Origin of the sequence: uncultured Tenacibaculum sp., from assembly GCF_947504135.1 — a bacterium.
Taxonomy (GTDB): Bacteria; Bacteroidota; Bacteroidia; order Flavobacteriales; family Flavobacteriaceae; genus Polaribacter.
This window is the reverse complement of record NZ_CANNGG010000004.1, coordinates 142,498-155,598: the sequence shown is the minus strand read 5'-3', so window position 1 is coordinate 155,598 and position 13,101 is coordinate 142,498. Positions and strand designations below refer to the sequence as shown.

The 13,101-nt window shown below is 32.6% G+C and carries 10 protein-coding genes; 2 read left to right on the top strand and 8 right to left on the bottom strand.

Annotated features, from left to right (window positions below):
- Positions 1-22 precede the first annotated feature (22 nt).
- Both purL and Q0663_RS09645 read left to right on the top strand, forming a co-directional pair.
- Positions 23-3,691, top strand: coding sequence for a phosphoribosylformylglycinamidine synthase (purL, locus tag Q0663_RS09650; RefSeq protein ID WP_299010145.1), 3,669 nt, complete (start codon positions 23-25; stop codon positions 3,689-3,691).
- Between the two features lie 642 nt (positions 3,692-4,333).
- On the top strand, positions 4,334-4,759 hold the full coding sequence (locus tag Q0663_RS09645; protein ID WP_299010142.1) for a helix-turn-helix transcriptional regulator: 426 nt from the start codon (positions 4,334-4,336) through the stop codon (positions 4,757-4,759).
- Positions 4,760-5,007: 248 nt separating this feature from the next.
- Here the strand turns inward: Q0663_RS09645 and fabG are convergent, their stop codons facing one another.
- The 8 genes from fabG to Q0663_RS09605 all read right to left on the bottom strand — a co-directional run bounded on the left by fabG (position 5,008) and on the right by Q0663_RS09605 (position 12,962).
- Positions 5,008-5,754, bottom strand: a complete 747-nt coding sequence (gene fabG, locus Q0663_RS09640; RefSeq protein WP_299010139.1) for a 3-oxoacyl-[acyl-carrier-protein] reductase — start codon at positions 5,752-5,754, stop codon at positions 5,008-5,010.
- A 181-nt stretch (positions 5,755-5,935) separates the two neighbouring features.
- Positions 5,936-6,808, bottom strand: coding sequence for a succinate--CoA ligase subunit alpha (gene sucD / locus Q0663_RS09635; protein ID WP_028891930.1), 873 nt, complete (start codon positions 6,806-6,808; stop codon positions 5,936-5,938).
- Between the two features lie 63 nt (positions 6,809-6,871).
- Positions 6,872-7,798: a UDP-3-O-(3-hydroxymyristoyl)glucosamine N-acyltransferase gene (locus Q0663_RS09630; RefSeq protein ID WP_299010137.1), complete on the bottom strand. Its 927-nt coding sequence runs from the start codon at positions 7,796-7,798 to the stop codon at positions 6,872-6,874.
- 41 nt (positions 7,799-7,839) lie between these two features.
- Complete coding sequence (gene efp, locus Q0663_RS09625; protein WP_299010135.1) at positions 7,840-8,406, bottom strand: elongation factor P; 567 nt, start codon at positions 8,404-8,406, stop codon at positions 7,840-7,842.
- A 46-nt stretch (positions 8,407-8,452) separates the two neighbouring features.
- A complete protein-coding gene (lpxA, locus tag Q0663_RS09620; RefSeq protein ID WP_299010132.1) occupies positions 8,453-9,238 on the bottom strand; it encodes an acyl-ACP--UDP-N-acetylglucosamine O-acyltransferase in 786 nt (261 codons plus the stop codon).
- A gap of 1 nt (position 9,239) precedes the next feature.
- A complete protein-coding gene (locus tag Q0663_RS09615; RefSeq protein ID WP_299010129.1) occupies positions 9,240-10,631 on the bottom strand; it encodes a bifunctional UDP-3-O-[3-hydroxymyristoyl] N-acetylglucosamine deacetylase/3-hydroxyacyl-ACP dehydratase in 1,392 nt (463 codons plus the stop codon).
- A complete protein-coding gene (lpxD, locus tag Q0663_RS09610; protein WP_299010126.1) occupies positions 10,624-11,664 on the bottom strand; it encodes a UDP-3-O-(3-hydroxymyristoyl)glucosamine N-acyltransferase in 1,041 nt (346 codons plus the stop codon). Before lpxD ends, Q0663_RS09615 begins: the two co-directional genes overlap by 8 nt.
- Positions 11,665-11,729: 65 nt before the next feature.
- Complete coding sequence (locus Q0663_RS09605) at positions 11,730-12,962, bottom strand: HD domain-containing protein (RefSeq protein WP_299010123.1); 1,233 nt, start codon at positions 12,960-12,962, stop codon at positions 11,730-11,732.
- Between the last annotated feature and the right edge of the window lie 139 nt (positions 12,963-13,101).

Sequence of the window (13,101 nt, the reverse complement as noted above, 5' to 3'; positions counted from 1 at the left end):
ACACACACAAACACAACTAATAATGATTCATTTCTTTGGAAACGTAAACAGCAAGGTTTTTGCTGTTCAAACAACAGAAGAATTAACATCTGAAACAATTTCGAAGTTAACTTGGTTATTTGGCAACCAACCAAAAATAAACGCGGCGTCTCTTGACGCCTTTTTTGTTGGACCTAGAGCAGCAATGATTACTCCTTGGAGTACCAACGCTGTTGAGATTACTCAAAATATGGGGATTTCTGGAATTATCAGAATTGAAGAATTTGATGCAGTAGCTAATGATTTTTCTGACTTCGACCCAATGATTTCTCAAAAGTTTGACGGATTAAACCAAGAAACTTTTACTATTGATATTCAACCTGAACCAATTTTAGAAATTGATGATATTGCGGCTTATAACGAGCAAGAAGGCTTAGCCTTAAGTGAAGAAGAAATTGCTTATTTAGAAGAAGTAGCTACTAAGATTGGTAGAAAATTAACCGATTCTGAAGTATTTGGATTCTCTCAAGTAAACTCAGAGCACTGTCGCCATAAAATTTTCAACGGAACTTTCGTTATTGACGGTGAAGAAATGCCTACTTCTTTATTCAAGTTAATTAAAGAAACATCTAAACAAAATCCTAACGATATTGTATCTGCTTATAAAGACAATGTTGCTTTTGTTAAAGGTCCAAAAGTAGAGCAATTTGCTCCTAAAAGCGCAGATAAACCAGATTTTTACGAAACAAAAGAGTTTGAGTCTGTTATTTCATTAAAAGCTGAAACACACAACTTCCCTACTACTGTTGAGCCTTTCAACGGAGCTGCAACGGGTTCAGGAGGTGAAATTCGTGATAGATTAGCTGGAGGAAAAGGATCGTTGCCATTAGCAGGAACAGCTGTATATATGACTTCGTATTCTCGTTTAGAGGAAAATCGTCCTTGGGAAAAAGGAATGGACGAACGTAAGTGGTTATACCAAACTCCTATGGATATCTTAATCAAAGCTTCTAACGGAGCTTCTGATTTCGGTAATAAATTTGGTCAGCCATTAATCTGTGGTTCTGTTCTAACTTTTGAACACGAAGAAGATGCTCGCAAACTTGGTTTCGATAAAGTAATCATGCAAGCTGGTGGTATCGGATATGGTAAAAAAGAACAAGCTTTAAAAGATACTCCACAAGAAGGAGATAAAATAGTAATTCTAGGTGGTGAAAACTACCGTATTGGTATGGGAGGAGCTGCAGTTTCTTCTGCCGATACTGGAGAATTTTCAACAGGAATTGAATTAAACGCAATTCAACGTTCAAATCCTGAAATGCAAAAACGTGCTGCCAACGCTGTTCGCGGTATGGTAGAAAGTGATGAAAACTTTATCGTTTCTATTCACGATCACGGAGCTGGTGGACACTTAAACTGTTTATCAGAATTAGTAGAGAATACTGGAGGAAAAATCGACTTAGATAAACTACCTGTTGGAGACCCTACCCTATCTGATAAAGAGATTATCGGTAACGAATCTCAAGAACGTATGGGGTTAGTTATTGCTGAAAAGCATATCGACACCCTTAATAAGATAGCCGAACGTGAGCGTTCACCAATGTACACTGTTGGTGATGTTACGGGGGATCACCGTTTTACTTTTGAATCTAAAACCAACGGAAATAAACCAATGGATTTAGCTTTAGAAGATATGTTTGGTAGTTCTCCTAAAACAATTATGACTGACAATACAGTTAATCGCAATTATGCTGATGTTGAGTATTCTAAAGAAAACTTTACTCAATATTTAGAACAAGTTTTACAATTAGAAGCTGTTGCTTGTAAAGATTGGTTAACGAATAAGGTTGACCGTTGTGTTGGAGGAAAAGTAGCGAAGCAACAATGTGTTGGTTCTTTACAAATTCCTCTAAACAATGTTGGGGTAATGGCATTAGATTATAAAGGTAAAGAAGGTATTGCTACTACAATTGGGCACTCTCCTATTTCAGGATTAATTGATCCAGAAGCAGGAAGCAAAAACTCAATTGCTGAAGCATTAACGAATATTGTATGGGCTCCTTTAAAAGATGGTTTACAATCGGTTTCATTATCAGCAAACTGGATGTGGCCTTGTAAAAATGAAGGTGAAGATGCTCGCTTATACAAAGCTGTGAAGGCTATTTCGGATTTTTCAATCGATTTGGGAATCAACGTTCCAACAGGAAAAGATTCTTTATCAATGAAACAAAAATATCCGAATGAAGAAGTAATTTCTCCAGGAACTGTTGTTATTTCAGCTGCGGCTAACTGTAATGATATTACTAAAGTAGTAGAACCTGTTTTACAACCAAACAAAGGAGATATCTATTATATCAACTTATCGCAAGATGATTTTAAGTTAGGAGGAAGTTCGTTTGCACAAATAGTAAACAAATTAGGGAACTCTGCTCCTACGATTACTAATAATGAATTCTTTAAATCGGCATTTAATGTTTTACAGAATTTAATTAAAGAAGGAAAAATCGTTGCGGGTCACGATGTTGCTTCTGGAGGATTGATTACTACCTTGTTAGAATTGTGCTTTGCAGATGTAAATGTAGGTGCTAACTTAGATTTATCTGCTTTAAAAGAAGCTGATAGCATCAAGTTGTTATTTGCCGAAAACTCAGGAATTGTTTTCCAAGCAACCGACGCTTCTGTAGAACAAACTTTAGCTGATAATAACATTGAGTTCTTTAAAATTGGTTCGGTAACAGAGTCTGATCGTTTAAATATTAAAAACGGATCTGATATTTTTGCTTTATCCATTGCTGAATTAAGAGATACTTGGTACAAAACATCGTACTTATTAGATCAAAAGCAAACAGCAAATGGTTTAGCTAAAGATCGTTTTGATAATTATAAAAATCAACCTTTACAATATACATTCCCAACGCATTTTACAGGAAAGCTTGCTGACACTCTAGGTACTGTAACTAACAGACCTAAAGCTGCTATCATTCGTGAAAAGGGGTCTAACTCGGAACGTGAAATGGCAAATGCTATGTATTTAGCTGGCTTTGATGTGAAGGATGTTCACATGACAGATTTAATTTCTGGTCGTGAAACTTTAGAAGATATTCAGTTTATTGGAGCGGTTGGAGGTTTTTCTAATTCGGATGTTTTAGGTTCTGCTAAAGGATGGGCTGGAGCATTTTTATATAATGAAAAAGCAAACACTGCCTTGAAAAACTTCTTTAAAAGAGAAGATACTCTTTCTGTTGGTATTTGTAACGGATGCCAGTTATTTATGGAATTAGAATTAATCAATCCAGAACATAGCGAACATGGTAAGATGTTACACAACGATTCTAAAAAGCACGAAAGTTCATTTACATCTGTAAAAGTTCAAGAAAATAATTCAGTAATGTTATCTAGTTTAGCAGGAACTGAATTAGGAGTTTGGATTTCTCACGGAGAAGGAAAGTTCAATTTACCTGAAACTGAAGATAATTATAATATTGTTGCTAAGTATGGGTATGAAGGATATCCTAACAATCCGAACGGTTCAGATTATAACACTGCAATGCTGTGTGATAAAACAGGGCGTCATTTAGTAACAATGCCACATATTGAGCGTTCTACTTTCCAATGGAACTGGGCTAACTATCCACAAGACAGACAAGATGAAGTTTCTCCTTGGTTAGAAGCTTTTGTTAATGCAAGAAAATGGATAGAGAATAAAAAATAAGTAGAATACTACATTCTCAACTACAAAAAGCACTCTGTAAACAGGGTGCTTTCTTTTTTTTACAAAAGTAAACAACAAGATATCTAATTCACATTTGTTAACTGTTTAATTATGGTAACATTTGTAATATTCTTCTTATTTAACTTCTATTCTACATGTATAATATATTTATATAAGTACTTTGAAAGGATATGATTAATCCCATAAATAATTTAAAGTAGTTATAGAAGTGTTATAAAGTTTACAGCCTGATTCACGTTCGCTTAGACTAAACTACCGCAGAATCTTTATTATTTGCCTTAAAGTTGCTTAATTGATGTTTAAGTCAGTTAAATAAGGATAAATGGTTATTTAAGCACATTATATTTATTAAAAAAAAGAGATTTTTACATTTATAAACTCTAAAAAACAAACAATTAACTTAATTACAAATGTAACTAAAGGTATTTAGTAAAAGAATAGGTTTTTTCTATGTTAAAAACTTAAAAACTTGTTTTACAGTAGTTTAGATCCTATCTATTAAAGTATTTAATTACCTTTTTTTGAATTGCTCTGAAGAAATATTAATTTTTTTGTCTACGTTTGTAAAATAATATATATTTACAACTGTAAACGATTCCTAATATTTACACAAGTAAACAAATGATAGAAAGACTAAAACAGATATTAGATTATTACAATTTATCGGCGTCAAGTTTTGCAGATAAAATTGATGTTCCAAGATCTAGCATTTCTCACCTATTATCAGGAAGAAATAAACCGAGCTTAGATTTTATTATAAAAGTTGAAACTGCTTTTGATGAAGTTGATCTAAATTGGTTAGTGTATGGTAAAGGCAGTTTTCCTCCAAATGTAAAAAATCAAGAGAAAGAGATAAATATAGAGAAAAATGAAGCTCCTTCTCTGTTTACTGAAAGTGTAGTATTTGACCAAGAACCCGAAAAAAAATCAGATACGCAAATCTCAGAGAGTACTATTAAACCAAAAGAATCAGCCGCTTTTAGAGAAATTAAAAATATTTTGGTTCTATACGACGATGGAACCTTTGAAGACTATAAAAAAAGATAATATAAATTATTCCCCAGAAAAACCATAGAGAATATAATTAGTTGTAAAATTCAAACATCCCTTGGTGCTTATTTTCGCTACATGCTGTTTCAATTTTATAAATCATTAGTAACTAAACTCTCCCCTAAAACTTATTACCCTTAAGTTGAGTTTGTTAATTTGTCCCCCAAATGCAATCCCTCTTAAATAAAAAAAGCCTATATTAAAAATAATACAGGCTTTTTTAAATTTTATAAGTAAGTCAAATTTTATGTCAACATTCCTCCGTCAACTGATAATGTTTGACCAGTAATATATGAACTCATATCTGATGCTAAAAACACACAGGCATTTGCAATATCTTCTGGAGTTCCTCCTCTTTTTAAAGGAATTTCGTTTCTCCAACCTTCGACTACTTTTTCATCTAATTTTGCAGTCATTTCAGTTTCAATAAAACCTGGAGCAACAACATTACTACGAATATTACGAGAACCTAACTCTAAAGCTACTGATTTTGAGAATCCTAAAATTCCTGCTTTTGAAGCTGCATAATTAGCTTGACCTGCATTTCCTTTTAATCCAACTACAGAACTCATATTAATAATTGATCCTGCACGTTGTTTCATCATCGGGCGAATTACTGCTTTCGTTAAATTGAAAACTGATTTTAAATTTACTTCGATTACTTTATCAAAATCTTCTTCAGAAATACGCATTAATAAATTATCTTTTGTAATACCTGCGTTGTTTACTAATACATCAATAGCTCCAAATTCTTCTAAAACATTTTTTGCCAACTCTTGAGCTGCATCAAATTCAGCTGCATTTGATTGATATCCTTTAGCCTTTACTCCTAAATCTTTTAATTCATTTTCTAAAGCAGTTGCTGCTTCAACAGATGAGCTATAAGTAAACGCAACATTACATCCTTGATTTGCAAACTCTAAAGCAATTCCTCTACCAATTCCTCTAGTAGCACCAGTAATAATTGCAGTTTTATTTTCTAAAAGTTTCATTTATTAGTTGTTTTAATCGCAGGGCAATAGCCAAGGAGTTTATTCCCAAAAGCTTGCCACTAAATTCTTACATTTTTTTTTTGAATACCCAAGATGCTTACATCTGGGTAGTTTACTGGATTCAAATATAAAAATAAATTCCCGTTAAAAACGGGAATTTATTTTTATATGTATGTGTTTATTATGCTAAAACCTTAGCTACCATCTCTCCAATTTTAGCAGGAGACTCTACAACGTGTACTCCATTTTCTGCTAAAATCTTCATTTTTGCTTGCGCTGTATCATCAGCACCACCAACAATAGCACCTGCATGTCCCATTGTTCTACCAGCTGGAGCAGTTTGTCCTGCGATAAAACCAACAACTGGTTTTCTATTTCCATCAGCTTTAATCCAACGAGCAGCTTCTGCTTCTAAATTTCCACCAATTTCACCAATCATTACGATTGCTTCAGTTTCATCGTCATTCATTAATAATTCAACAGCTTCTTTTGTAGTAGTTCCAATAATTGGATCTCCACCAATACCAATAGCAGTAGTAATTCCGTATCCTTGTTTTACAACTTGATCAGCAGCTTCATATGTTAAAGTTCCTGATTTAGAAACGATACCTACTTTACCTTTTTTGAAGATAAATCCTGGCATAATTCCAACTTTAGCTTCTTCTGGAGTAATTACTCCTGGACAGTTAGGTCCTACTAAAGTACAATCTAATTGATCAATATAAGCTTTTACTTTTACCATATCAGCAGTAGGAATTCCTTCAGTAATACAAATGATTACTTTAATTCCTGCTTCAGCAGCTTCCATAATAGCATCAGCAGCAAATGCTGGTGGTACAAAAATAATTGAAGTATCAGCTCCTGCTTTTTGTACAGCTTCATCAACTGTATTAAAAACTGGTTTACCTAAATGCTCTTGACCTCCTTTACCTGGTGTTACACCTCCAACTACGTTTGTTCCGTAATCGATCATTTGGCTAGCGTGGAAAGTTCCTTCGCTTCCTGTAAAACCTTGAACTATAATTTTTGAATCTTTATTTACTAAAACACTCATTGGTTTATTTTTTTATTTTTAAGCTTCACAAAAGTAACTTTTTGTAATCGATTTGTAAAACTTTTACTTCTTTTTTTGTGCTTTTAAAAATTGTTTTATTTCTGCTAACTCTCTAAGTTTTTCTCTTGACTCAGAAATTGGTGTTCCAAAATATGATTTACCTCCTGGAACTGATTTTGTTACTCCTGTTTGACCAAGAATAACAGCTCCTTTACCAATTGTTATTCCACTATTAGTTCCTACTTGTCCCCAAAGTGTTACTTCATCTTCAATAATAACGCAACCTGCAATTCCTGTTTGAGAAGCTATTAAACATTTTTTACCTATTACTGTATCGTGACCTACATGAACTTGATTATCTATTTTTGTTCCTCTTCTAATTGTAGTATCACCTGTAACTCCTTTATCAATAGTACAAGAAGCTCCTAAGTCTACATTATCTTCAAGTACTACCCTACCTCCAGAAATTAATTTATCAAACCCTTCCTTTCGGTTTTTATAGTAAAATGCATCGGATCCTAAAACTGTATTAGCGTGAATAGTTACATTGTTTCCTATAACTGAATTACTATAAATAGTAACATTAGGGTGTATTACACAGTTTTCACCAATAGTAACATTATCACCAATAAAAACATTTGGTTGTATAATTGTTCCTTTTCCTATAATAGCAGATTCAGCAATACTACTTTTTGAAGCTATAAAAGGATTAAAATGTTTTGTTATTTTATTAAAATCTCTAAAAGGATCATCAGAAACTAGCAATGATTTACCTTCAGGACAATCTACTTTTTTATTTATTAAAATAGTAGTTGCGGCAGAATTTAACGCTTTATCGTAGTATTTAGGGTGGTCTACAAAAACAATATCCCCTTTTTCAACTACATGAATTTCATTAATTCCTGTAATAGGGAAATCATTTTCTCCTATAAATTCTACATTTAATAAAGTAGCTATTTGCTCTAAAGTTTGAGGCTTTTTGAATTTCATCTTTAAAAATAAATTCCCGCTAAAGAGCGGGAATAGTATATTTATTCTTTGATACGCTCTGTATATACGCCTTTTTCTGTGTCTATTTTTACTTTATCTCCTTCATTAATAAATAAAGGAACATTAATTCTAGCACCCGTTTCAACAGTTGCAGGCTTTGTAGCGTTTGTTGCTGTGTTACCTTTAACACCTGGCTCTGTATGTGTTATTTCTAAGATAACATGTGAAGGCATTTCTACTGATAATGGCATTCCATCTTCAGTATTAATTAAGATTGTAACCACTTCTCCCTCTTTCATTAAATCTGGCGCATCTAATGTTGATTTTTGAAGTGTTATTTGATTATAATCTTCAGTATTCATAAAGTGATAAGTATCTCCTTCTGGATATAAGTACTGAAATTTATGAGTTTCAACACGAACATCTTCTATTTTATGTCCCGCAGAAAACGTATTATCCAAAATTTTTCCTGTAGTTACACTTTTTAATTTTGTACGTACAAAAGCTGGTCCTTTTCCAGGTTTCACATGTAAAAACTCAATAATTTTATAAATATCGTGATTAAACTTTATACACAATCCTTTTTTAATATCTGATGTTGTTGCCATTTATTTTTGATCTTTTTAATTGCTCAATCAAGTGCAATTTTACTAATTAATTTGCTTTAAAATATCCTTTCATTATTCCGCGATGCGAATCTTTGATAAACTGAATAATTTCATCACGCTCTGAAGTAGCTTCCATCTCAGCTTCAATAATATCTATCGCTTGTGAGTTGTTGTAATTTTTCTGGAATAAAATTCGATATACATCTTGAACTTCTCTAATTTTTTCAGTAGTGAAACCTCTTCTACGTAATCCAACAGAATTGATACCCACATACGACAAAGGCTCTCTTGCAGCCTTAACAAACGGAGGTACATCTTTACGAACCAAAGACCCTCCAGTAACAAAAGCATGGTTTCCTACAGAGGCAAATTGGTGTACAGCTACCATACCCGCTAAAACTACATTATCACCAATTGTAACATGACCCGCTAACGTTGAATTGTTTGAAAAAATACAATTATCTCCCACTTTACAATCGTGAGCTATATGGCAATATGCCATAATTAAACAATTGTCACCTATAACTGTTTTCATTCTATCAGAAGTACCTCTGTTAATGGTAACACATTCTCTAATAGTAACGTTATCTCCTATTTCTACAGTGGTTTCTTCATCGTCAAATTTTAAATCTTGAGGAATTGCAGAGATAACTGCTCCTGGAAAAATTCGACAATTTTTACCGATACGCGCACCTTCCATAATAGTTACATTGGAGCCTATCCATGTTCCTGATCCGATTTCTACATTTGCATGAATGGTAGTAAAAGGCTCTATAACTACATTTCTAGCTATTTTTGCTTGAGGGTGTACGTACGCGAGTGGTTGATTCATATTATTTTACTTTTGAAATTTGTGCCATAAGCTCAGCTTCACACACTAGCTTTCCATTAGCGTATGCATAAGCTTGCATATGAGCAATACCTCTTCTTATAGGTGTAATTAATTCACTCTTAAATATTAATGTATCTCCTGGTAATACTTTCTGTTTGAATTTAACATTATCCATTTTCATGAAATATGTTAAATAGTTTTCAGGATCTGGAACTGTATTTAATACTAAAACTCCACCACATTGTGCCATAGCTTCTACTTGAAGAACCCCAGGCATAACTGGCGCTCCGGGGAAATGTCCAACAAAGAAGTTTTCATTCATTGTAACATTTTTCATCCCTACCACATGCTTGTCTGATAATTCAATAATTCTATCAATCAATAAAAATGGTGGTCTGTGAGGTAAAATATCCATTATTTTATGGATATCCATTAATGGTGGTTGGTTTAAATCATAAGAAGGAACATTGTTTCTTTTTTCCTTTTTAATGATTTTAGCTAATTTCTTAGCAAAAGTAGTGTTTACAGAATGTCCAGGTTTATTAGCTATTACTTTACCTTTAATTCGAGTACCAGTTAAAGCTAAATCACCTATGACGTCTAACAATTTATGGCGTGCAGCTTCATTTGCCCAATGTAATGTTAAGTTGTCTAATACTCCATTAGGTTTTACAGTAATATTATCTTTATTAAAGGCTTTTTTTAACTTTTCCATCGTACTATCAGACAACTCTTTGTCTACATAAACAATAGCATTATTTAAATCTCCTCCTTTAATCAAGTCATTTTCTAACAACATTTCAATTTCATGTAAGAAACTAAACGTTCTTGCTGCTGAGATTTCTTCTTTGAAATCTGAAATTTTACTTAATGTAGCATTTTGAGTTCCTAATATTTTAGTTCCAAAATCTACCATAGTAGTTACTTGGTATTCATCTGATGGCATTAAAATAATTTCACTTCCTGTTACGTCATCTTTGTATGAGATAACTTCTTTTACTACATACTCTTCAATTTCAGCTTCTTGCTCAACAATTCCAGCTTCTTCTAGAGCTTCTATAAAAAACTTAGAAGATCCATCCATAATTGGAGGCTCAGAAGCATTTATTTCTATCAATAAGTTATCGATGTCTAGACCAACTGCAGCAGCTAAAACGTGTTCAGATGTTTGTATTTGAACTCCGTTTTTTTCAAGGTTTGTTCCTCTTTGTGTATTTGTAACATAATCTGCTTTTGCCTCTATTACTGGCTCCCCTTCTAAATCTACTCTCTTAAAAGCAAATCCATGATTTTCTGGAGCTGGTTTAAAAACCATTGTAACCTCATTACCAGTGTGTAATCCAACACCTGATAATGTAACTTCGTTTTGTATTGTTTTTTGTTTCTTACTCATTTTTTATTTTTTGAGCATTCAACTCTTTTTCTATTTTATGAACAGTAGTTGCTAACTTTGGTAAGTTTTTAAAGTGTACGTATGACTTACTATAATCCGAATATCCAAATGCTGGAGATCCTTGTACCACTTCTTCATCTTTTAAACTTTTTCCTATTCCTGATTGCGCTTGGATTTTCACATTGTTTCCAATGGTTATATGGCCAACAATACCTACTTGACCTCCAATCATGCAGTTCTCACCTATTTTAGTAGATCCTGCAATCCCTGTTTGAGATGCTATCACGGTATTTTTACCTATCTCAACATTGTGGGCTATTTGGATTTGGTTATCCAGTTTTACTCCTTTTCGGATTATTGTAGATCCAAGAGTAGCTCTGTCTATAGTTGAATTAGATCCCACGTCCACATTATCTTCTATAATAACATTTCCTATTTGTGGAATGGCTTTATATTCTCCATTTTCATCTGGAGCAAATCCAAAACCATCAGCGCCAATTACCGTTCCTGAATGTATCTTGCAGTTCTTACCTATAACGGTTTCAGAATATATCTTTACTCCTGCAAAAACAACTGTATTATCACCAATAGTAACATTATCTCCTATATAAGAATTAGGATAAATTTTAACATTATTGCCTAAAACTACATTTTCTCCAACATAGGCATAAGCTCCTATATACTCATTATCTCCAATAGTAGCTGATTCAGCAACAAAGTGAGGATTTTCTCTCCCTTGCTTGTTATTCTTTACCTCATTATAAAACTCTAAAAGTTTTGAAAATGATTTGTATGCATTTTCAACCTTGATCAAAGTAGTTCCTATTTCCTTTTCAGGGACAAAACTTTTATTTACAATAGCTACTGATGCCTGAGTTGTATATATATATGAGTTATATTTTGGGTTTGATAAAAAGGTTAATGACCCCAAGGTACCTTCTTCTATCTTGGAAAGTTTAGATACTTCAGCTTCTGGATTTCCTTCAATCTCTCCTTCTAAAATATCGGCTATTTGTTTTGCTGTGAATTTCATTATTTGCAAAAGTAATTATTTTTGTTCAAATACCTCTTGATTAGAATTTGTTTCTAAGTATTCACCTACTTTATTTTCTTAGGATAACACAAGTAATATTTTACCACAGGTTTTGTTAACGCTTTAAGGTTTAACTGATCAGAAGCTTTTGCTATGTCTTTTAACTTACCTTTTTTTGTATAGATTTTTATTGGTTTCTTTGTGTTATATGCTTGGTGTTTTATTTCATTTGAAAAAACAAAATATTCAAGCTCTTTTTCACTTAAATCTACAAGCTTTCTTAGTTTTTTGCGTCTCTTTTCAATGTACTCCTCAGTAAATGGTTTTTCCTGAATCTCAATCTTTAACAAGCTTCTATCAATAATTTTTGTTGCTAACGTAGATAATATAAAGTCTTCATGATTCTTCCATTCTTTTATAGCTGACAGGACATCATAATCATCTAATTCAGAAAATATTTCTAATGTTTTGTTTGAAAAATTCTCTTTATTTATCGGGTTATATAAAAAATACTTAAGAGCTCTACTAGAAGGGAGCTCTATTCCTTTTGTTGCTAACTCCTTTGCTCTCTTTAGTATACTTACCAATAAATTTTCAGCTACTAAACCTGTTTTGTGTAAATAAACTTGCCAATACATTAGGCGTCGTGCAATTACAAATTTCTCTACCGAATAAATTCCTTTTTGTTCAATAACCAATTCATTATCTACTACATTCATCATTGCTATTAAACGATCTGATGAAATATTTCCTTCTGCAACTCCTGTAAAAAAACTATCTCTTTTTAAATAGTCTAGTCGATCAATATCTAATTGACTTGATATTAATTGGTATAAAAACTTACGTGGATGCTTTCCTTCAAATACTTGAATAGCTAAACTTAATTTCCCATCAAACTCATCATTCAAGACTTTCATAAATTTTAATGAAATTTCTTCGTGAGTTATTCCATTCACAATGCTATGCTCTAAGGCATGTGAGTATGCTCCATGACCTATATCATGTAACAAAATAGCTATATATAAAGCATTTGCTTCTTCTTCTGAAATTTCAACGTTCTTCATTCGCAATACATGCACTGCTTTTTGCATTAAATGCATGCAGCCTATTGCGTGATGAAAACGTGTGTGGTTAGCTCCAGGATAAACCAAGTTTGACAAGCCCATTTGTGTAACTCTACGTAGCCTTTGAAAATATTTGTGCTCGATAATATCAAAAATTAGAGAATTTGGTATGGAGATAAACCCATAAATAGGATCGTTAATTATCTTTAGTTTGTTGGTTTTTGATTTCTTCAAAATGTATAAATCCTTGAATTTTAAACAAAAAAATCATAATTTATCTACAAAACCAAATTAACCAGCGTTTAATTAACGTATTTTTAGCTTTTAAAAACACAACAAAACTACTTTTAACCGTTATTTAAGTAGAAAACAA

Excerpts from the sequence above, each read along its gene's own strand:
- efp (WP_299010135.1), bottom strand. The coding sequence starts at position 8,406 with ATGGCAACAACATCAGATATTAAAAAAGGATTGTGTATAAAGTTTAAT.
- lpxA (WP_299010132.1), bottom strand. The coding sequence starts at position 9,238 with ATGAATCAACCACTCGCGTACGTACACCCTCAAGCAAAAATAGCTAGA.
- purL (WP_299010145.1), top strand. The coding sequence starts at position 23 with ATGATTCATTTCTTTGGAAACGTAAACAGCAAGGTTTTTGCTGTTCAA.
- Q0663_RS09630 (WP_299010137.1), bottom strand. The coding sequence starts at position 7,798 with ATGAAATTCAAAAAGCCTCAAACTTTAGAGCAAATAGCTACTTTATTA.
- fabG (WP_299010139.1), bottom strand. The coding sequence starts at position 5,754 with ATGAAACTTTTAGAAAATAAAACTGCAATTATTACTGGTGCTACTAGA.
- Q0663_RS09645 (WP_299010142.1), top strand. The coding sequence starts at position 4,334 with ATGATAGAAAGACTAAAACAGATATTAGATTATTACAATTTATCGGCG.
- Q0663_RS09615 (WP_299010129.1), bottom strand. The coding sequence starts at position 10,631 with ATGAGTAAGAAACAAAAAACAATACAAAACGAAGTTACATTATCAGGT.
- lpxD (WP_299010126.1), bottom strand. The coding sequence starts at position 11,664 with ATGAAATTCACAGCAAAACAAATAGCCGATATTTTAGAAGGAGAGATT.
- sucD (WP_028891930.1), bottom strand. The coding sequence starts at position 6,808 with ATGAGTGTTTTAGTAAATAAAGATTCAAAAATTATAGTTCAAGGTTTT.